At 46.4% G+C, this 20,899-nt stretch carries 15 protein-coding genes; 3 read left to right on the top strand and 12 right to left on the bottom strand.

What is annotated here, in order from left to right:
- Positions 1-228: 228 nt before the first annotated feature.
- Entirely contained in the window at positions 229-1,491 is a 1,263-nt protein-coding gene (gene lysA / locus U0008_RS03625) for a diaminopimelate decarboxylase (protein ID WP_121626047.1), read from the bottom strand.
- Positions 1,492-1,663: 172 nt separating this feature from the next.
- Here lysA and U0008_RS03620 point away from each other — a divergent pair, with 172 nt between their 5' ends.
- Both U0008_RS03620 and U0008_RS03615 read left to right on the top strand, forming a co-directional pair.
- Entirely contained in the window at positions 1,664-2,584 is a 921-nt protein-coding gene (locus U0008_RS03620; RefSeq protein WP_043491045.1) for a LysR family transcriptional regulator, read from the top strand.
- 95 nt (positions 2,585-2,679) lie between these two features.
- On the top strand, positions 2,680-2,871 hold the full coding sequence (locus tag U0008_RS03615) for a YaiA family protein (RefSeq protein WP_025801596.1): 192 nt from the start codon (positions 2,680-2,682) through the stop codon (positions 2,869-2,871).
- A 75-nt stretch (positions 2,872-2,946) separates the two neighbouring features.
- Here U0008_RS03615 and U0008_RS03610 read toward each other — a convergent pair whose 3' ends face one another.
- The 11 genes from U0008_RS03610 to U0008_RS03560 all read right to left on the bottom strand — a co-directional run bounded on the left by U0008_RS03610 (position 2,947) and on the right by U0008_RS03560 (position 19,749).
- Positions 2,947-3,168, bottom strand: coding sequence for a putative periplasmic lipoprotein (locus tag U0008_RS03610; protein ID WP_025801597.1), 222 nt, complete (start codon positions 3,166-3,168; stop codon positions 2,947-2,949).
- A gap of 274 nt (positions 3,169-3,442) precedes the next feature.
- Positions 3,443-4,459 (bottom strand): family 8 glycosyl hydrolase, encoded by a 1,017-nt coding sequence (locus U0008_RS03605; protein ID WP_043490996.1) that lies wholly within the window; start codon positions 4,457-4,459, stop codon positions 3,443-3,445.
- A complete protein-coding gene (gene bcsD / locus U0008_RS03600) occupies positions 4,459-4,941 on the bottom strand; it encodes a cellulose biosynthesis protein BcsD (protein ID WP_051874067.1) in 483 nt (160 codons plus the stop codon). Before bcsD ends, U0008_RS03605 begins: the two co-directional genes overlap by 1 nt.
- Before the next feature lie 4 nt (positions 4,942-4,945).
- Complete coding sequence (locus U0008_RS03595) at positions 4,946-8,920, bottom strand: cellulose biosynthesis protein BcsC (protein ID WP_043490995.1); 3,975 nt, start codon at positions 8,918-8,920, stop codon at positions 4,946-4,948.
- 37 nt (positions 8,921-8,957) lie between these two features.
- A complete protein-coding gene (gene bcsB / locus U0008_RS03590) occupies positions 8,958-11,432 on the bottom strand; it encodes a cellulose biosynthesis cyclic di-GMP-binding regulatory protein BcsB (protein ID WP_051874066.1) in 2,475 nt (824 codons plus the stop codon).
- A complete protein-coding gene (gene bcsA / locus U0008_RS03585; protein WP_051874065.1) occupies positions 11,429-13,573 on the bottom strand; it encodes a UDP-forming cellulose synthase catalytic subunit in 2,145 nt (714 codons plus the stop codon). The genes bcsB and bcsA overlap by 4 nt, the downstream gene beginning before the upstream one ends.
- Entirely contained in the window at positions 13,570-14,373 is an 804-nt protein-coding gene (locus tag U0008_RS03580; RefSeq protein ID WP_025801601.1) for a cellulose synthase operon protein YhjQ/BcsQ, read from the bottom strand. The genes bcsA and U0008_RS03580 overlap by 4 nt, the downstream gene beginning before the upstream one ends.
- Entirely contained in the window at positions 14,364-14,894 is a 531-nt protein-coding gene (locus U0008_RS03575; protein ID WP_043490993.1) for a cellulose biosynthesis protein BcsO, read from the bottom strand. The genes U0008_RS03580 and U0008_RS03575 overlap by 10 nt, the downstream gene beginning before the upstream one ends.
- A 312-nt stretch (positions 14,895-15,206) precedes the next feature.
- On the bottom strand, positions 15,207-16,115 hold the full coding sequence (galU, locus tag U0008_RS03570) for a UTP--glucose-1-phosphate uridylyltransferase GalU (protein WP_043490990.1): 909 nt from the start codon (positions 16,113-16,115) through the stop codon (positions 15,207-15,209).
- Between the two features lie 65 nt (positions 16,116-16,180).
- On the bottom strand, positions 16,181-18,601 hold the full coding sequence (locus tag U0008_RS03565; protein WP_162178813.1) for a bifunctional diguanylate cyclase/phosphodiesterase: 2,421 nt from the start codon (positions 18,599-18,601) through the stop codon (positions 16,181-16,183).
- Positions 18,602-18,732: 131 nt separating this feature from the next.
- Positions 18,733-19,749 (bottom strand): GGDEF domain-containing protein, encoded by a 1,017-nt coding sequence (locus U0008_RS03560; protein ID WP_025801605.1) that lies wholly within the window; start codon positions 19,747-19,749, stop codon positions 18,733-18,735.
- 588 nt (positions 19,750-20,337) lie between these two features.
- Between U0008_RS03560 and U0008_RS03555 the strand changes: the two genes are divergently transcribed.
- Positions 20,338-20,874: a helix-turn-helix domain-containing protein gene (locus U0008_RS03555; RefSeq protein WP_043490985.1), complete on the top strand. Its 537-nt coding sequence runs from the start codon at positions 20,338-20,340 to the stop codon at positions 20,872-20,874.
- Positions 20,875-20,899 lie beyond the last annotated feature (25 nt).

The following is a 20,899-nucleotide window of genomic DNA, read 5'->3' as shown; positions in this document are numbered from 1 at the left end:
AACTGAAGATGATGCGCGTGAAATGATTAGGACCGTTATTCTACGGGAAGCGAAGGTCGGATAGATATGATCTAAACGGCTAAATATGGCAATTAATGCTAATGATATCAGAGTAAATAATAACTATTATTCTTTAAACATGTGCGTCAACAAATTGCTAACGCACATGAAACTTCTTAGCACTATACCCGAGTAATACAAGTTGCTTGAAGTATGACGAGGACAAGTTTACATAATTTCTAAAGCGAGTAACTCTTCAATCGTCTGACGGCGGCGAATTAAACGTGGCTGATTGTTTTCAAATAACACCTCAGGCAATAGCGGACGGCTATTATAATTTGAAGACATCGATGCACCGTAAGCGCCGGTATCATGGAACACTAAATAGTCTCCGACCTGTGCCGCTGGAAGCGCACGCGTTTCCACTTCCCCCCCCGCCTTTTGCGTAAATACGTCGCCGGACTCACAAAGAGGGCCGCCAATAACAGATTCAATCAGCGGTTGTTCGCTCACATCACGCCCGTCTGCTGGCATGAGAGAAATATGGTGATAGCTGCCATACATAGCTGGGCGCATCAGGTCATTAAAACCGGCATCAACCAGAACAAAATGACGGCGGCCCATATTTTTAACCGAACGAACCTGCGCCACTAAAACGCCGGACTCCGCCACTAAATAGCGCCCTGGCTCAATCTCAAGATGTATTGGATGACCAAGATGGCGTGCGATACGTTCGCGAGCGTCGTTCCACAGCGCATAGTAGTTCGACACATTGATAGATTCATCGCCCTGCTGATAAGGGATAGATAAGCCGCCACCCGCTGAAATAGCCTGAATGTCGTGGCCGAGTTCGATCACTTGGCGCGCCATGGTGTCACAAACCTGTGCCAGATGCTGGTAATCCACGCCCGAGCCGATATGCATGTGCAAACCAATCAGCTGCAAATCATAACGCTTGATCAGCGCGAGCGCCTGCGGCAGCTCTTCGAACCAGATTCCGTGTTTGCTGTTCTCGCCGCCCGTATTGGTTTTCTGGCTGTGGCCGTGACCAAACCCCGGATTCACACGCAGCCACACCGGATGACCCGGCGAGCGCTCGCCCAGTTGGGTAAGCATGTCGGCTGAACCGGCATTAACCGGAATATTCAGTTCAACAACGCGCGCCAGAGTGGCTTCGTCTAACACATCAGCGGTAAAGACGATTTGGCTTGGATTTCCACCCGGCTGAAAACCAGCCATCAGCGCACGTTCAATTTCACCTAATGAAACCGCATCAACCTTGACGCCTTGTTCATGCATCAAACGTAAAATATGAATATTAGAACAGGCTTTCTGCGCAAAGCGGATCACATCGAATTCACGTAGTTTTTCAATCTGTTGCTTAATAATATCGCCGTCATAAGCCCATACGGGGCAGCCAAAGCGCTGCGGTAGCGCCAGCAGATTATCGATATTCAGCGCGGTGGTGCGATCATTTAGGGAACGTGGCATGAGATCCTCTTTGCGGTCAGTCTATTTTTTATGTTGCTTGATGTTGTTCTCCGATTATTGCCACTGCCCATGCCTTAAATAAAATATCTATTTAGGGTAAGTCTATTCATTTATGATATAGGCCGTTCATCTTTGGAGCCCGCTGACCATGCCGCTAACTACGCCGCTGTCTATGCCTGCCATTTCCCTGCGCCAAATCGAAATTTTTCACGCCGTGATGACCACGGGGAATTTGACCGAGGCCGCAACGCTGCTCAACACATCACAACCCACGGTAAGCCGCGAGCTGGCTCGGTTTGAGAAACTGCTGCAAATGCCGTTGTTTGATCGGGTGCGCGGTCGCCTAAGACCCACTGCGCAAGGGCTTCAACTGTTTGAAGAAGTACAACGCTCCTACTACGGCATCGAGCGTATCGTTGATGCCGCCAAACATATTCGCCAGTTCCAACAAGCACAGCTTTCCGTCGCCTGCCTGCCCGCATTCTCACAGTCGCTGTTACCGAATGTTTGCCGCACGTTTTTGAGTGAACACCAAGACGTGAGTTTGAACGTGATCCCACAGGAGTCTCCTCTATTAGAAGAGTGGCTCTCTGCCCAACGCTATGACCTTGGCCTGACCGAAAACACCTACACGCCGCCCGGTACCGAGCGCCAGACTCTAGCCACGTTCAACGAAGTTTGCGTTCTCCCCAGCGGGCATCCTTTACTCGGCAAAGCTCGTCTGGCCCCAAAGGACTTTGAAAACCAGCGCTACATCAGCCTTTCACCTAATGATAGCTACCGTCAGACGCTTGATGCACTGTTTCACCGCGAACAGGTAAACCGCCAAATGGTGGTAGAGACGCACAGCGCCGCATCCATTTGTGCGATGGTTCGCCAAGGCGTGGGTATTTCTATTGTGAATCCATTGACCGCACTCGATTTCGTTGGGCAAGGCGTTGAAATCCGTGCTTTTAGCATTGAGGTTCCTTTCACCGTGAGCTTAATTCTGCCCAAGCATCGTCCGTCATCCGTGTTGGTAAGCGCGTTTATTCGCCATCTTGAAGGCTACATTGCCGAGGTGTGCCAACGCCTCGCTAAACCATCGCGCTGACGCTAAGAATAATCGGTTTTCTCTAGCCACTTGCCCTCTTTGACTATACTGAAAACAGCGACAACGCCGATTTCACCTGATAGTAAGGAGCTCAAATGGCAGGTAAACCACCCTATCCAAGACATGCAGACATTGTAGAAGTAAGAAAAGGTACGCAAGGCGCAACGGAAATTTGGTATGAATTACGAGCAGACCATCCGCGCCCCAATACGCTGATTAGCGAGCACCCAACACACCAAGAAGCGTTAGACGCTAAGCGTCGCTATGAAGATGAAAAGAAAGAATAATATGTTTGTGTTTACACATAAAAAAACTCAGCCAATAAGCTGAGTTTTTTTATGTCATCGTCGGCAATAACACCGTTATTTCGTTAACGCGATAATACCCAACGTTAAACCCGCAACCGCTGCGGCCCCACCGGCAATGGCACCAGCCGTTTCCCAGTTATCCTGAGTCGTGCCCTTCATGCACGTATCGGTATGCACCAAACGACCTTGAGAATCATAGACCGGTACGCAAGGTGAGTTGGTCGCACATCCGGCGAGCAGCGCCGCAACCAACGCTACACCAATTAATTTTTTCATGATATGCCTCGATGAGCGAATGCTCTAAATCTCTATGTTGACGGATAAGACAGTATCACCAGCAAAGATATAAAGTGATGATGAATAATTGCAAAGTATTTGGATTGTAAAGAGTGTGTGGGAAAGCACTTAAATAAGGAGAAACTATGTTGTTGAACCGTTGTTTGAACACCTTTTTAAAGGGCTTATTTAGCAACGAGCTAGAAATCCGCACAATGATGTTCATCTATAGGGTGAACTTCAGCGCTACCCTATAGGATTATCCATACGCTCTTTAGCTTGATTTAGCGCAGCACTCACGGCTGGCGGCCAAAGCCAAGAGTTTAAGGCTGGCAGAATAGTAGTCTTCGTAAGACTCTAATGATTCCGAAACTTGCCACATATCTCCGGTGGCTAAATATCTCACCGCGCGCATTCCTGGCGACAGCGGATATTCCGCCACCACGTGAGTGCCTATATCAACCCATGCAGGCGTATTTGCAGCCGGCAGCGTTCCCCAGTAGTCGGTAAATATCGTGTTTTGCGGTAGCTTCTTGCTATACCAGTTGAGGTATAGCGGAATACGCACCGCATCGTAGCTGAAGCGGGCGGGCCATCCTTCCGCCGGAGATAGTTTTCCGTCCTTTTGCATTGCTACCCAATCCGTTGGTAATCGATGTTCGCCAAAACGCATATCGGCTAACAGCACTAATCCATCGTCGATTAATGTTTTCCATTGCTGGCTATGTGAGTAGTGATAGAAATCGTTCCACGCAGGGAAGATAAAATACGATGGATTAAGGTTGATATAGTTTGGGTGTTTAAAACCATCAACGCCCGGCAGCATAACGTGTTTATCAGACCACGTAACGATAGCGGAACGTAATAATGAACGCTGGATGTTTTCAGACGCCAGTAAATAATCGTGATTATTCCAATGCTGCCCCGCACGTAATAACGCCCAGCCAATCAGAACGTCACCATCGGTCGCATCATTACGATCGCTTACCTGATGCTTTTGCGGATCATAGCGCCAAGAAAATAAGCTGTTATCCTGGCGCTGCAAATGAGATTTAGTCCAATTCCATAGCTGGTCAAAGGTTTCTTTATCATCATAAACATCCGCTAAAATCATTCCATATCCCTGACCTTCAGAATGACTAATTTGATTGTTGCCATTATCAACAACGCGCCCTTCCGGCAAAATAAAATGCTGTTTATATTCGCTCCAGCCCAAGCTTTCAGCCTGCGTTTGCCACGTTATTAAACACAGCAATAATAGACTAACTCTCGTCCAGTTAATTCTCTTCATTATTCTTTATCCTTATATTGGCACCTGAAATTTAAAGCGTTTTCACCGCCATACGTTAGAAAGGTGACAAATTCGCTCATGGCACCCTGAGTTTGCATCCACGTTGTCCAACATCCTTCAAGCACAGCGGAGAAACCGGCCAGCCACAGCTCGGGATCGTCAGCTTCAGTGGCATAGGGCCACGCTTGATGGCGTAAATTAATACCCTGTTCATCGGCATCAATATTCACGATGCCCCAGCCGAAGTGACTCAATACCGCATTGGCACCGTCTTCAAGCTCACCCAGTGTCTGCACGTCGCCAAGCGGAAATCGGCGCGCGAGATTCTCGCCAATCATATGCAGAAAAGCCCTGCCATCTTCGCTTTCCGCAGTGTGTAATATGCCGGAGAAAAACAATGCGCTCAGATCCTGCCACCCCGCCACGTACTGCTGTTGGCGATGATATTTTCTCAGCACCGGATTTATGGTCAGATTAGTCATCGTGTTAATTGTCCAGAAGATATTTAAAGTAGAGTTGAGCCGTTGCTTCCGAATATTCACCCACAGTGTCATAACCAACCTGACCACCCACGGATAATTGCGGGCTAAACTTATAATTACCTTGCAGCTTGGTGTTATAACTTACGCCAGTACTATTCTTAGCCGCATAATGTGATTCTCTGCCATAGCCTTCATCCACCAGCCAATCGAGATTATTTTGCCAATCTGGGCGCGTAGGGAAATAATCACTTTGCTTCTGTGAATAAGATTGATAGCCAACGGAACCCGATAATTTATAGTCCCAGTTCCCTGCATTTCGGCTGTATTCAATTGGAAGTGAAATACTGATGTAATCCTGTGGACTAAAATAACCACCTTGACCAAAACTGAAATTACTTAAGTTTTTGGAGAAATTCATATAGTCAGCGTTAACGCCGACTTTGAGTTCACGGTCGTCTAAATGCAGCGGACGGAAGTAGATCCCCGCGTTGCCAATGACCGCACTATTATCAGCGACGTTGTTACCTTGATACTGATAATAGGACGCGCCACCATAGGCACCGGCCTGTCCATCGTCATAGCTTAGGCTTACGCCGCCACCGGTCTTCGTGACCGCACCCCAAGATTTTCCGCTGTATTTATCCTTTGCCCCAACGTAAGACAGCAGACTATCAGTCACCGCTCGACGTTCAACGTTCATCGTCATCTGCGTGTTGCCCGCAATGGTAGGCGACCAACGCAGCCCACCTAATAGACGGTTGGAATCTTGCCCCAACGGCGTCGTTCCGATATCCGCCTGATAGTTGTCGCCCGACAACGAAAGCGCTATTTCAGCCCCGCTGCGTCGCTGTGAACCAGTGGAGTTGGCGGTGAAATCATCTGGCCCATATTGCTTAGGTTGAATGATCTGTTGTTGAGCCAAGTTGTAGGCATCTTGCGCATCGGTTTCTTCACGCATCGCAATTTCACAGGAGGCTGATGTTGGGTCCTGACAGGCTTTAATTCTGGCCGCAGACTTATCCGCCAAGGCTTTCCGTGCGGCATTCGCAGCGTCGACCGACTCTCCTGATGCTTTGAGTGATTCCTGCGTAGCTTTCCACGCGGCCGTAGCCTGCTGTAAAGCACCGGTACCGAAGCGGTTATTCGACTGCCCTGATGAGCTTCCAGCATTGAGCATCACCGGAGTCACTGAGAATTTAAGCCGAGACTCCCAGAACGGTACCGTTGAAAAGGCCAGCGAAGTTTTCGTTTCAGTCAATGCACCTAATCCACTTTCGCCATCGCGGCTACGCAGGCTGACCGCAGACTCCGTCCAAGAGGCCAACTTTTCACGCATTTCATCCAGCAGTTTGCTGACCTGCACAATAGTTTGCGTGGACTTCACCGCTCCTTGCCCATTTGCAGAGGAAGACGTCCGAACCTGCCGCTGCCACGGCAGTTGACCGTCATCTCTGAAAGCATCACTAACGGGAGTTTCATCCACAAATGGATTATCGGCTATTGGCAAACCGTTTATCGTAGCGTTCGAACCGTGAGTACCGTCGGAGAGCCCTTGCAGCTGGCTTTTAGCCTTGCGCAGCAAGGCGAGCGCGGTGCGAGAATCCCCGTTGCTGCGCGCAACTCTGGCCGCTAGCAGCAGATGTTCTGGCGTATTATCGTCGGGCAGTTGGCTGAACAACTGCGTGGCCTGCTGCTTATCACCTTCGGCTAAGGCTAGATTGATAGCACCAATTCGAGCCTCTTTGTTTTGGCTATTTCGTCCCAAAATATGCTGGTAGATCTGGCGAGATTCATTGAACATTTTGCCCGATTGGTAAACGCGAGCCATCGCCAACATCAATCCGGTGTTATTTGGATCGTCATGAAGTTTCACGATCAGCAGATCCCATGCGCGAGAATATTGCCCCTCTTCACGCAGACGATCGACTTCCCTGATGGTGGTTCCTGACTTCAGGCGCTCGATATCGGTCGCAGAACTGCGCGACAACACCAGCGGATTAGACATCCACGCATCCGCTTCTTGGGTTAATCCAGCCTTATTCAGCACGTCAATTTGCTGAGCATAGTCACCCGCCGAGCCTTTTACCCCTAATCGCATATTGCGTTGAACTACGCTAACGGCCTGTTTTGTCTGTCCAGTTTGATAAAGACTCGCAGCCAGATGTCCTGCATCCGAAGGCGAGCTGATATCAAGCTGGCTCAACGGCAGTAACAAAGCGGCTGCGCCAGCGTTGTCGCCCTGAGCCAGTCGTGAATCGGCCTGAGCCAAATCCTGATTGAACGCCGCGCGTCGACGTAGTGCTTTGATATCCGCGTTCCAGTGATTGCGCGGTATCCGGTCGATTTGGCTTATCGCGCTATCCCAGTGCTGGTTTTCAGCCTGATAGAGCGCGAAAACATAAATCCCGTCGTTGGTTTGGCTCTGAAGCACCGGCGCGAGAACTTGTTCAGCCTGTGCCGCATCGCCTTGTTTTTTCAGCGCTCTAGCCAGATCGAGGCGAACCCACACGTTCGTTGGCTGTTTAGCCATCGCCTGACGAAGTAGACGTTCTGCCTGCAAAGTATCCCCTGCCTGCATCGCACGGGTTGCTTCGTGGCGTAATGGATCTACGCTTACCGGCCCCTGCTCGGCTAGCTGATGCTGGAATGAAGCCGGCATTGATTTCATCAGTTCAAGCGCTTCATCAGACTTATTTTCTGCTTTCAGCACGTAGTAGAGCGATTTCTGAATATCAGGCGTCGAGGCTCCGGCGCTCAGCGCCCGATATGCCTGCTCGGCTCCCGCTAAATCGCCTTTACGGCGCAAAATATCGGCGCGAAAAAGCGCCACCGCCATTTTCTCATCGCCGCTGCTGCTTAAAAGCGGTTCGCTGGCCGCCAATGCTCCGTTCCAATCTGACTGGCGAGCCAGATCTTTAGCTGCATCTAACTTGAGATAAAACTGAGACTTATTGGCCAAATCTTGCCATTTGGCGCTATCCGCCCCTTTTTCCGCCGCCGCGCGATTGAGATAATCCAGCGCCTGAGCAAATTTGCCCTGACGCATAGCGATAATCCCCAATCCTCCGATCGCATTGCTGTTATGTGGATCTTCATCAAGCACGCGCTGAAACTCCGCGCTGGCGTCTTTTAAATCGCCTTTATTAACGGTGTCAAAACCGCTGGCAACTTGATTACCGGTGACATTATTAGAGAAATGTTGAGCAAGCTCTGCGTCATCAGGATGCCCTTGCTGATAGGCCTCATACAGCTCACGATCCGCCGCTTTGGGGTGTAACCACAGCAGCGCCTGACGCAAGGCTTTATCCGCTTCGGGCGACGAAGCCCCTAACGAACTCAGGATAGCTATCCCGTCCCGACGGCTTGACTCTTGATAGGTCAGGATCTGCCCTAATGCCAGCGCTGTTTTCCTGTCGTTCGGTGCGTTTTGATACCTTTGTTGCAGCGCCTGAATAGCCTCTTCGCGACGTTCTGGAATAGCTGCCAACGTCTGATAATATTCATTTTCCAGCGAAGATACCGGCATCCCCTCTTTGAAGAGCGCCTCATAAGCCGCTGCCGCACCGGTAGGATTTCCACTGCGGGCCAAGCGTCTGGCATCTTCTAACTTGGTAGGCGCGATTTTCATTGCGGTGGTTTCACCATCCAGATCCTGTAACCGCCCGCTGTCTGGACTCACCTGCTGAAGCTGCTGCTTCCATTTCGATGATTCAGTTTTATTCCCTTGCTGCAGTGAATAAAGTGCCAGCAAATACAATGCTTCAGCGTTATTTGGATCGACGCTGAGGACTTTTTTCAACACGCTTTTGGCATCGTCAGGATGCCCGCGCTCATGCCAATACTGCGCCTGATTAAATAATTGGCTGAGAACAGCACTGTTCTCTCCACCGGCCGCTGAAGCTAACCAAGGCAAGGATAATAAGCATATCCCCGTCAATCCCAGTCGCTGTAAGGGCAATCTGGCTTTATTGTTTTTCATAATGATTCCGTCAGATATTACATTCGCGGGTGATGCCCTAGCGGCGGTGTCCAATAAAATTCTTCAGACGTTGTTCAGCCTGATTTTTGAGATAGGCGTATGCCAGTAGCCCCATAGCGCCTGCTAACAAGGCACAAATCAGCCCCAACACCACAATGTGCTGGTTGGCATACCAGATAATTTGCAGATACCACGGCATTTGCCCCGAGACATAGTGAGGGCCAATGGTCCAACTGTGGACGCCATCGGTTTTGTCGATAATCGCAATATCGCCGCGAATGCCAGCATTGATGGTTGGGTTACGTAGATCGGCTGGAAGCAGCGCTAACTGTTCGTCCTGCGTAGCGGTCGCAATGACCACGCTGCGCGCCTTATCCCACGGTGATTGATAGCTAATAAAGCCGCGCCACTCTCCTGCGTATGAAAGATAACGGTTTGCGCTTTTGCCATCGCGCCCCCAATCTCCTTTTAAGAAGGCCAGCGCCTGCTGCCAGTAATTTATTGGGCGTAATAGAAGCTGTCCTTCTTGAGTTTCAAACGGACTTTTCGCTAGCAATGTCTGTAACAGAGAGCGCTGGCTCATGGTGGCAACTACCAGCAGATCCTTGCCTTTGAGCAAACGGGGATTTTGATGCAGAACTTTGTCGCCGAGGTAAATCTGCATGCCGTGGGTCGTTACACCGGTCGCGTTACCGCTACGCGCCATGAGCGTCATCAGCGTGCTTATTTCAGTTTCTTGCGGATGTTCGGCGAGCAAAACAGCGGTCTGGGCTAAATCTGCCTGACGAGAGAAAGGAAAACTGGCACCGATGAAATAAGACAGATTAGGCAATTCGCTAAAATGCCAGGTATGGCTAAGATCGATGGTCGAATCAGGGCTAATAAAGCTTTTAATTGTGTTGTCACTTAATACCTGACACGGTGCATCTGGCTTCGGTTTTACCGAGAACCAAAACTCAAACTGATTATCGCCATAGATTTGATATGGCTGGATATGCAGCGTTTTTTGCTCCTGACGCGAATAGCCTCCCAAGGTATGCCATAGGGTTTCTATGGCCCCCGATTTATTCACCGGTAGCGTTCGCAGAAAGTGGCCGTTGAGAGATACGCCCAGCAGTGAGTGCGCTTCATCAAGCCACTCATTCGACGGGAAGTGATAGCCCATCGAAATGGGTATCGTGCTTCCTTCCCACATGAAAAGATCGGGCGCGGCGCGAAATGCCACACGAATGTTTTCATGGTTTATGCCACGAACCACCAGTTTGCTGTCGTCCTTCATCAGGCTACTCAGCGTTACTGGACGCTCGGTATTCACCCAGCGAGGCGCATCATAAGGCACACGTGCGGGAATTTTATGTTGGGCAATCTTTTCCAACAGAGCCCCTGCTGGCAACGTGTTGTGAGTCAGCGCGTAGGCGGCGCTCAAAAACTCATTTTTATTGTGCCCACTCACGACCAACAGTTTAGACACGGGATTGTTTGGATTATCGGTAATCCACAGTGACGCGCCCGCATGTTCTGGGATAGTAAAATCACCGATAGTGGCGCCTGCATGCGCAAATACAATGGCGCTACTTTCAGGCAAGCGTCCTAAGGACACCGGGATATCAACGCCTTTATAATCAGCATGATAGCCAAGATAGCCGCTGACTACCGCAGCAGCAGTGAGAGCATCAGCGTCAGGTGTCGCAGTAAATACCATCCCAACTTGGCTGCGGCCCATCTCATAGGTGTCAAGAAACGGCCAAGGAAACCGAGACAAGGTGGGCGCAATATTTAAGCGCAGTCCCTCATAATCGATCTGGCTATCGGGCATCACCTGTAGTTGATAACGTACATCACTTTTTACTTCGCACTGCAACGCCTTACTGTTGTCCAACGTGATGCTGAGATTATTCACGGAAACCAGCATCGGAGCCGGTATTTCAAGATTAAAGCTGTTGATATCATCCACGGCCTGACTCAGCGGCAGTTGCCCCATATCTTGGCCATTCAGCATCAGATTTAAATAGTGCTGACCATCGACTAACTCATTGGACACTTTAATTTTCAGCAGCAGGTGAGCGCTGGTGATAACCCTGTCACCGGGTAAAGTGAACGTGAAGCCGCTTTGTGTTTGATGCCCATCGATTTTTAATCCATCAATAATGCCCGCATCACGCAATGATAACGTTCCATGGATTTTGGTCTGTTCTAACGCCTTTGCCGCCTCGGCTGACGGCTCTGCCTCTGTCTCTTCTACGCCTTCTGGAGCCGACGGCTCATCTGGCGTAGCCAATGCAGCAGGCTGGCTGTCGGCGATAACCGGTGATGCTTCCGGCTCCGGCTTATTCTCCGGCGCGGTTTCCGCAGGGCGAGGCAAGGATAGCGCCGAAAATGAATCATTTTCCGAAGCAGATAGTTCAGACGTGAGCGGCTGAGCAAAGGCATTCAGCGCAAAGAAGCTGCTGATAATTACTAATAATCTCAGGCGATTCTGTGAATGTCGCATAGCGGCCATTGAAATCATCATGCCGACACCTCTGAATGACCCTGTTGTTTTGTCATTTGTGGCTTCGTCGCGTGCTGTTTAGCCAGCTCTTTTTCCGCCCGTTTACGCTGGCGACCACGCCAGAAAATGCCCCACAGGCGAGCAGCGCTGCTGATCACCCCTTTCATAGAGTGCGATAGTCGATCCGGCGCGTGTGGCGTTTCCAACCACGCATCGGCACGAGCCAAGACAACGCGCACCAGCTCTCGGCGCTTATGCAAACCAACATCACCAAATTGCAGACGCAGGCTGTGGTCATTACTGAAGACTTTCACCGCAGGAATACAAACTTCAGAATTATTCAGCAGAAGTTCAACTGCCTCGACATCGTGGTCTTTTAACGCTGGCGACGGGTTCACCAACTGAACGCCGCCCATGGAGAGATCGCGGGTTTCAGTTCTGATGCTGGCACCATTGGAAAAATGCACCACGGCGGGGATCTTGATATCGATACGAATGCTTTTGCGTACCTGTTTGGATTCGTTGGCGACCGCAATCGATGCTAATAGGATCAACAAGCTATAAATAGCCCATGCCACGTTCAGCAGCAGCACATAGGGTTCAATACCCAGCGATTTGAGGGAGAAAAACCGCGCTAAACCAGCAATGACACCGCAGAAAACCAGCACCGCAGTTATGATATGCGGCATCACGATATGCTTATCAAAGTATTCCTGATCCAGCGTATCGCCTTTGTCCGTCACGTTAAACTTGCCGCGACGTGGTGAAATCAGCGTAAGCAGCGTGGGAATAACCAAGTGGAAACACATCACGGTTTCATACACTTCGCCCCAGAAGGAGAAGCGATAACGCCCGTTCAAGCGAGAGTTAAGCACGGTTGCCATCACCAAATGAGGTAATGAATAGGCGAAGATCATGCTGGCAGAAGAGGCAATAATATTCTGATTTAGCAATAAATACGCCAGTGGTGCAGTGAGGAAAGCGATACGCGGCAAACCATACTGGAAATGCAGAATGGCGTTGAGATAGCACAACCGCTGTTGCCATTTAAGTCCACGACCAAACAGCGGGTTATCTAAACGCAGGATTTGCGTCATCCCTCGTGCCCAGCGCGTTCTTTGAATAACATGCAGAGTTAATCGCTCAGTAGCCAAACCGGCAGACAAGCGCAATCCAAGGAAGGCAGAACCCCAGCCCAAACGCTGCATTTTCAGTGCGGTATGCGCATCCTCAGTAACGGTTTCAACCGCAAACCCACCGATTTCTTCAAGCGCTTCACGGCGGATAACCGCACAAGAACCACAGAAAAACGTCGCATTCCAATTGTCATTGCCCTTTTGCACGGGGCCATAAAACAGCATCCCTTCGTTAGGAGCATCGTTGGCGGCAGGCAAATTCCGTTCAAACGGATCTTTAGAATAGAAATAGTGCGGCGTTTGAATCAGAGCCAGTTTTTTATCTCGCAGAAAACTTCCCACTGTCGCTTGTAAGAAGCCGCGCGTTGCTACGTGATCGCAGTCAAAAATGCAGATTAATTCGCCGTGGGTTTTCGCCATGGCTTTATTCAGATTCCCCGCTTTCGCGTGAGCATTATCAGAACGCGTAATGTAGCCAACGTTGGCTTCGGCGGCGAAAACCGCAAATTCGCTGCGTTTGCCGTCGTCGAGAATATAAATTCTGAGCTTATCCGCTGGGTAATCAATACATTGGGCAGCCAGCACCGTATCGCGCACAATATCGAGGCTTTCATTGTAGGTAGGAACATAGACATCTACCGTTGGCCATAGCGACATATCGTCTGGTAACGGCTCAATTTGACGCTCTAAAGGCCAAATGGTTTGCATGTAGCCGAGCACCATAATCAGCCAGGCATAAATCTCAGCAACAAAAAGCCCCCATCCGAGCACGGCCTCAATCCAAGAATTAAACGACAAGGTTGAAGTCGCCCGCCAGTAGATATACCGCGTTGCCATAAGTAGAGATAACACCACTAACGTGGTGGAGATTTTCTTATTCTGGCTACGCCCTAAAATAAACAGCACACCGATCATCATTAGGCCAAAGATAAACTGCTTATGCGCAGACATCGGCGTAAAAATGATAAGAACGGATATAGGTAACAGTATCAGCAGTGATAATAGTGAAATCAGAGTGCGTTTCATGGGCGATTACCGGTCAATTTCAACATGGCACCGTTCTCACCCACGGTGATATCTAGCAGTGCAGAGATTTTTTGTTCAATTGAATCAATATCGAACAGCGCCGCCGATGAAGGACGATATTCCCGCAGTTGTTTTTGACTGGTTAGCGCAGCGGAAACAGAGCTATCACGATGAATATTGCCAAGCAGCCTATCGCTTAAGGTTTGCTTGAAATAAATTTCAATATCATGGCTCATTTCATAACGAGAATCGGTCTGGTTAAGCACATAGTATTGGCTACCATTTTTATTCAGCGGCATATCTAGAAAACGATTATCTTCAAGCTTACTTAACAGCGCGGGAGATATTCCATCAGGCTGAAGCATAACAATATGCATATCGACTAAGGGTTGTATTTGGCGCAGTGCCATATGCGGCCCGCTCGGCATATCCACGATTACCACTAAACCAGGAAATAGGTTTAATTTTTCTAAGCCACGTACGACTAAAGCAGGATCTTGATGAAGCAGAAATTCAAAATGATTATGCTGTTGAAACGTTGCATCACCATAAGGCAATAAATATAAATTCGTGCCGACTTTATGAATATATTGAGTCCAGTCTGGCTCATTGCCAATATTGGGTACAAACCCCTGAACAACACCATCGCCTATATTAAAATGCAGTAACAATGAATTCTGCACATTAAGATCAATCAGTAAAACCTTATTTCCTCGGTGAGCATAGGCACTTGCCAAATTGACTGCCAAACTCGAACGACCGCTTCCGCCCTGAGGAGAACAAATACAAATCATTGGCATGATGCAATCCTATCGAAGAGTGTTTTAAGTGATAATTCACGCTGTTCATCAGCACGAACAGTATGATTTGAGATTTTCTTAGCGCGTGAATTAAAAAGCGCTTCAAAACGCTGCTTTTTATCCTCACCGAATTCAGGGGTTGTATATTGAGATGAAATAACAGGCTGACGAGCAGTGTTCTCTGAGATAAAGTGCGGCCTCTCCTCAAACTGAGAAGGTATTCCGTTATCCGTATGCTCTCCAGCGGAGATAGAAACTTTTGCCGTTGGAGTCGGTGTCGAATACGTTTTAATTTTAGTTGTATTCGTTTTCTCTTTAATCGTCGATTTAGCCGTTACATCTGAAAAATCAGACAGGCCAACGGTTGAAATAATAGAAGAGTGAAATTCACTCTCATTTTTTAATTTTTCAATAATAGCCCACGGGGTCAGTAAATTTTCTACATTATATTCAGATAATACTTTGTAGTTACTTAACCCCGTTTTTTCCTTAAAGCCTTTGATATCATCCAAGCTTTTCATCAATAAACCTCAAAATAATCATGTTAGAAAAACAGCAAATTGAATATGTTCGCCATTAATAAACACAGAGAACGATGAGCTTTATCACATGGCTAGCCATCACGAAGGATGGCAGCTCGCGCCGGACGGCTCTGCGTGAAAATCGCTCAAGCAATAGACTAGTTGCGCTCGGTCAAAAATAGAATATTTTCATTAAAATCAGAAAAACAAAGAACAAAAATCCACAGTTTATGATATTTATAGATTTTTAGTTCACTACTTTGACATTGAAAAATTCAAAGGATGCAGATGAACCCGCTGAAAATCTCAGGTCTAGGCAAATTTACTGGTTAGCCACGCATGAAATAGTGGGCCAATATCAGGATGAGCCATTGCGCTTTCAACAAATGTTTGGGCATATCCCAGTTTATTTCCGCAATCATAGTAGCTCCCCACCATGGCGTAAGCGGCAACTGGTTGCGATTCCATTAACGTACTGATTGCATCTGTTAACTGAATTTCACCACCGGCACCACACGGCGTACTGGCTAATATTGGCCAAATTTCAGGGGGGAGAATATAACGCCCTACAATCGATAAGTTAGAAGGCGCACTATCTCTAGCGGGTTTCTCAACTACCCGTTTAATAAGATCGCTTTCGCCTGGATTAGCGTCAACACCTTGACAATCAACAATGCCATAATTAGAGACATCCTCTTCGGGTACAGGGGAAACCATTACTTGGCTAATAGACGTACTTTCATAGCGCTGTATCATCGAGGCTAAATTATTGCTTTTATTTTCCACGCCATGAAGATTATCCATAATGACATCCGGTAATAACACCGCAAATGGTTGCTCCCCCACTAATGATTGGGCGCACAGTACCGCATGACCTAATCCTTGTGCTGCGCATTGCCTTATCGAAACAATAGAAACATCAGCAGGACAAATTGCTCTAACTTCATCAAGCAATTGATGTTTATTTTTAGAGTCCAATGTCGATTCAAGCTCAAAATTTTTATCAAAATGGTTTTCAATTGCATTTTTTGAACTATGCGTAACTAAAATAATTTCTTTAATTCCAGCAGCAACACATTCATCAACAATTAATTGAATTAACGGTCGATCAACTAAAGGTAACATTTCTTTAGGAATTGCCTTGGTTGCTGGGAGCATACGCGTCCCTAATCCAGCCACAGGGATAATGACTTTTTTAATTACGCTCACTGTATACCTCAAAAATGAATATTTGTTTAAGATAAAAACTGGGTCAAGAATAACGATAATAAAACACCATCATAAAATTAATGATGATTGAGTAACGCATCTGGCCACTGGTCAAACGGTACAGGACGTGAGAAATAGTATCCCTGAGCTTTCTCACAGCCCATAGTTTGCAGCTTATCCGCAACCTCTTTGGTCTCAACGCCTTCGGCGATAAGCGGCACATTAAACCCTTTAGCCAGCAATATCACAGCCGAAATAATGGATTCATTTTTCTTGTTATTCAGCACATCCATAACGAAATTACGGTCTATTTTTAACGCATCAAACTCAAGCTTGTGTAGATAAGACAGGCTTGAGAAACCTGAGCCAAAATCATCAATAGAAACACTCACGCCCGCAGTACGCAAAACAGCCAAGGTCGATTTAAGCAGTTCGTCGCCCTTAATCATGCTTGTCTCGGTAATTTCGATACAGATATTACGTGGCGACAATCCAGCTTTTTCGATAGTTGTCAGAATATATTCACAAAAATCGGGCTGGGCCAGTTCAATAATAGAAACGTTAATATGTAGCTTGAAGTTGCTAGAGCAAAAGTTATGTGCAATGCGCGATGCCAGCTCCTGGCATGCCTCGGCGATAATCCATCGCCCCAGTTGAATGATAAAACCAGACTCTTCCGCAACCTGAATAAACTGATCGGGCCTAACCATTCCTAATGCGGGATTTTCCCAACGAATCAAGCACTCAGCTTCTCTTACTTCTGGATCACCTAACGTAATAATCGGCTGATAAACAAGGTAAAGTTCGTTATTGGGGATGGCGCCATACAGATGGTTCAATATGTTAATGTTTTTCAGTGCGAGCTCACGTAAAGAATCGTCATAGACTCGCGCATTCCCATTTTCTTGATGAAGAGCAGCCTGCTGTGCAATATTTGCGCTGATAATCAATGTTTCGAGCAGATCGCCTTCGGCGCAGGAAACAATGCCAACGTACCCCATGAATACGTGCATGCTATTCACATACTCGCTCTCGGCTGCCTGCATAAGGTTCATTAACCGATGAATATTTTCACTGATATCTTTCTCGCTGGAACCTGGGCAACAAATAATTAAACGCTCAATAGAATCGCGCGCCACGATGGCGTTACTTGGGAAATATTGATAAAGAAAGTTAATAAATGACTCGAGATAGCTAATGGCATAGCCATTGCCAAGGTTGTTTATCATCGTCTGTAGATTACTGAGCGTAACCACACCGACTACGCCACGGAACGATGAAGATATTATTTTATGTTCGGCCAGCAACCCTTTACGGGTGAGCAGCCCAGTTTCGCTATCGATATTAATTTGATTTTCTAGGCGTGCAAAAGCCGTATCCAGATCGCCTGCCATTCTATTGAGTGCGTTATCGAGCGTCGTTATCTCTTTAAATGACCAGCTGTAGTTTCTGTCAATTTTTCGTCTTAAGGCGATATCAGGTGCCTGTTCAGCAATTTTACGTAACGGATTTACAACAACAGAAAGAATACGGTGTGATAAAAAACAGCCTAATAACAATACAATTCCAGCGATCAGCAATGTCATATCACGATATTTAGACAGCTTGCCGGTTAGCTCATTCTCTGAAACCAGCACCACCATTTTCCAGCCTTTCAGGTTGAGCGAATCGCCCACCTGAATAACCTTGCTAAAATAACGGGTACCGGAGATATCAATCCGATTAATACTGGTATTGTTATCGCGAACATATTGAGCCGTGGCTTTAACCACAGCCTCTGAACTGTCTTTTACATTCGGAAGATCGGCTCCACTTTGCTCGGCTAAGCCTTGGCTCTTTTTCCCCTGAAGCAGCTCTGGCGCTGAAGCGGCAATAATCTGTTCTTTATCATTAACCAGATAGATTAGGCTATGCTCAGTCGCGGTCAGACTGGCTAAGAATCGGTTAAGACGACTCAAGCGCAAGTCGCTTGAAATAACACCGATATAATGACCATCTTTATCTGAAACGGGAGAGCTAAAGGAAATGCTTACCCCTGATTCTGAATTAACATCTCGGTATGCATTGCTCCACATAGAACGTCGAGAGGCATTGACAGCACTAAACCAAGGTCGGCCAAAAAGATTATAATCATCAACGCTATAGAGCACTGGACTCTCGCTGGTTCCATCTTTATAGAACAGCAATTTATTGTGAGTCTCATGATTCTTTTTAATTTGGAACGTCCAGTTCGTCTCAAGATCGCGTCCAAATCCAATGTAATTCCCTTGAACGCTACCAAAGGCGATTGAGCTAAGCAGAGACTCTTTGGAGAAAGTCTGAGTCATCACTTTATACAAATAACCTTCGATCTGCTGGAAAGTGAGATCCCAGTTATCAGTATCTAGCGTTTTGATAAAAATAGCTGCAATAGAGTTTGCTTGCTGAGGAATATGAATATAGTAATTAAGCGCATTACTTACGGCCTCACCGCGAGTATCAATAATGCGCTCACTCATAACATTCAACGTCTCATTTTCACGATAGAATTGAATGTACATGACACTCAAAATCATAATTAATGAAAAGATGAAGAAGACAATAAAAATAGCGGTTCTCAGCGAGAGTCTAATTTTATTCAGGATCATTTTTACTTATCTCCTCCGAACGAAATCGTATTTTTTCCTTTCTTCTTCGACTTATACAGATTTTGGTCCGCAATATTCATCGCCAATTCGACATTCCCATGACATTTAGCCATGCCAATAGAGAGTGATGGCGTAAATGTTCCGCCATCAGGCAATTCAAGCGCCTGTTCGTTAATGGTATCTAGCAAACGTTGAGCTGCTCTTTGTGCGCCAACTTCGTCGGTTTTAAACAAGAAGATTGAAAACTCATCGCCGCCCATGCGAACCACGATATCGTGATCGCGAAGATGCTCTTTCATGCGATAGGTACATTGCTGCAAGACCGTATCACCAAATGCGTGGCCCCAAGTATCATTAACCGTTTTAAAGTTATCCACATCAATGGCCAAAATATAGCAAATACCCTCAGTTTCACGAATGCGTGGCAAATAGCGACGGTTATAGACACCCGTGAGTGGGTCAATCATGTAGTTACCACGCAGCTTGCGCAGAGAATAAAAATAGTAGATTGATTGAATGCAACGCAACAGCGCCATCAGCGTTGGGATCAAAATAAGAATGATCAATTGTCGGTTATACGTTGCTTTGGTTTGGTCTAATAAGTTCTTTGCCAACTCAGGAAAGCGATTATTATCAATAGCAATATCATGATAAATTTGACGAGCATCCTGATCGCGTGCTTTGAGATAAATATTCTCTGCAAAATGCTCTTCTTCAAACTTTACTGCATCCGAAATTTTTGAGTTAAAAATATCACTGACATAGGTTTTATAAATCCCAGCGACATTTTTTTGATATGACTCATCTTTTTCTACACGTGAATAAATGATATCGTTTATTTTAGTCAAATATTCAGACTTCATGATTGAAATACTGAGAACGCCTTCTAGGTCTGAGTTCATTTTATCAATTTTGTAGTAGAACATAACAAAACAGATCAAACTCACTACCAGCGAAGCTATAGTGATGAAATGATGAAAGTTGGTTGAACGTGTAGAAATGTCGTCACTGAGCTTCATAGGCGCTTATTCAATATACCATGGAAAATCGATTGTCATTAGGGTTCAGCATCCCTCCGTGGCGGCGTACTAAAATGCGTAGCGGCTAATACTGTTTCGTCATCCAATGGATAGATGCATCCTTTGCGTTGGCCGTATTCCGGCATCCGTTCACAAAGAAAGACACAGTATTTCCTAGCTGACAAAAGAATAGCAGTCAAAACCTACACTGGTAATTTATACTTAAAATCACGTAAAACTCAGAGTAAACACAAACAAGAAAGCTTAACTTATAGGTTTTTATCTCGCGTTTTTGTATTGATGTAACTTTATACAAAAACAAACCTTGATGTAAGATGGCGAATCTCGAATGGAAACAGCAAGAGTGAATGTGGAAAAGCATACTGCCAGTAGTCAGATGAATGGCTATTGATAACCAAGGCCGCCCACAGATAGGAAAACAAAGAATTAAAACCTATACATTAAGCTCCAGACAGACAATGTTATCAAATAAATTAGTTTTATAGTTATAAACACCGACATAAAGCCAAGCATGTTAGCATAAATACTACAAACCAAATCAGACATTAAGACCTAAGAATAATCCGTATGGAAAATGTTATTACCAACAATAGTTTTCTACGTTTAGCCTTAGAGGAGATCATCATTTTCACCTCTGCTGAACTCAAGGAGAAGAAAATAGCAATTATTGATATTGATATTAATGATACCTACGGTGTCAATTTGTCATCAATAAAAAGTGCCGACAAATGTATTATCCTTTGTGCTAAAAAAGTATTTTTACTCTTGAGACTATTTACTGAATGCATCAATGGAAATGTATTTTGGGTTGATAAAAATGATTCTATCGACAAGATAAAGTATCGGTTATCTAGTCTAATTCATTCACGACTGTCTGATAACACATCGATTAGATCGGCGACTTACCTCACGAGCATGGAGTCAAAAATCCTATATTTCACAATGCATGGAATGACGAATATTCAAAGCGCAAAAATACTTAAAACTGGGGCGAAAATAATTAGTTCACATAAGCGAAACATTATGATCAAAGTAGGTGCGAAAAGTAAACAAGAGTTGTATTACCTTGCAAAGCCGATATACACAGGCGGTCTATTCAAATAATAAATATACAATTAAATTCTGAAGT

Source organism: Hafnia alvei (assembly GCF_034424155.1).
Taxonomy (GTDB): domain Bacteria; phylum Pseudomonadota; class Gammaproteobacteria; order Enterobacterales; family Enterobacteriaceae; genus Hafnia; species Hafnia alvei.
The sequence above is the reverse complement of the archived record's forward strand: the minus strand, read 5'-3'. Positions and strand labels throughout refer to the sequence as shown.

Coding starts and splice junctions, on each gene's coding strand:
- U0008_RS03615 (WP_025801596.1), top strand. CDS start 2,680: ATGGCAGGTAAACCACCCTATCCAAGACATGCAGACATTGTAGAAGTA.
- U0008_RS03565 (WP_162178813.1), bottom strand. CDS start 18,601: ATGAGTGAGCGCATTATTGATACTCGCGGTGAGGCCGTAAGTAATGCG.
- bcsB (WP_051874066.1), bottom strand. CDS start 11,432: ATGATGATTTCAATGGCCGCTATGCGACATTCACAGAATCGCCTGAGA.
- U0008_RS03555 (WP_043490985.1), top strand. CDS start 20,338: ATGGAAAATGTTATTACCAACAATAGTTTTCTACGTTTAGCCTTAGAG.
- U0008_RS03605 (WP_043490996.1), bottom strand. CDS start 4,459: ATGAAGAGAATTAACTGGACGAGAGTTAGTCTATTATTGCTGTGTTTA.
- U0008_RS03620 (WP_043491045.1), top strand. CDS start 1,664: ATGCCTGCCATTTCCCTGCGCCAAATCGAAATTTTTCACGCCGTGATG.
- U0008_RS03575 (WP_043490993.1), bottom strand. CDS start 14,894: ATGAAAAGCTTGGATGATATCAAAGGCTTTAAGGAAAAAACGGGGTTA.
- U0008_RS03580 (WP_025801601.1), bottom strand. CDS start 14,373: ATGCCAATGATTTGTATTTGTTCTCCTCAGGGCGGAAGCGGTCGTTCG.
- U0008_RS03560 (WP_025801605.1), bottom strand. CDS start 19,749: ATGAAGCTCAGTGACGACATTTCTACACGTTCAACCAACTTTCATCAT.
- bcsD (WP_051874067.1), bottom strand. CDS start 4,941: ATGACTAATCTGACCATAAATCCGGTGCTGAGAAAATATCATCGCCAA.
- U0008_RS03595 (WP_043490995.1), bottom strand. CDS start 8,920: ATGAAAAACAATAAAGCCAGATTGCCCTTACAGCGACTGGGATTGACG.
- U0008_RS03610 (WP_025801597.1), bottom strand. CDS start 3,168: ATGAAAAAATTAATTGGTGTAGCGTTGGTTGCGGCGCTGCTCGCCGGA.
- lysA (WP_121626047.1), bottom strand. CDS start 1,491: ATGCCACGTTCCCTAAATGATCGCACCACCGCGCTGAATATCGATAAT.
- bcsA (WP_051874065.1), bottom strand. CDS start 13,573: ATGAAACGCACTCTGATTTCACTATTATCACTGCTGATACTGTTACCT.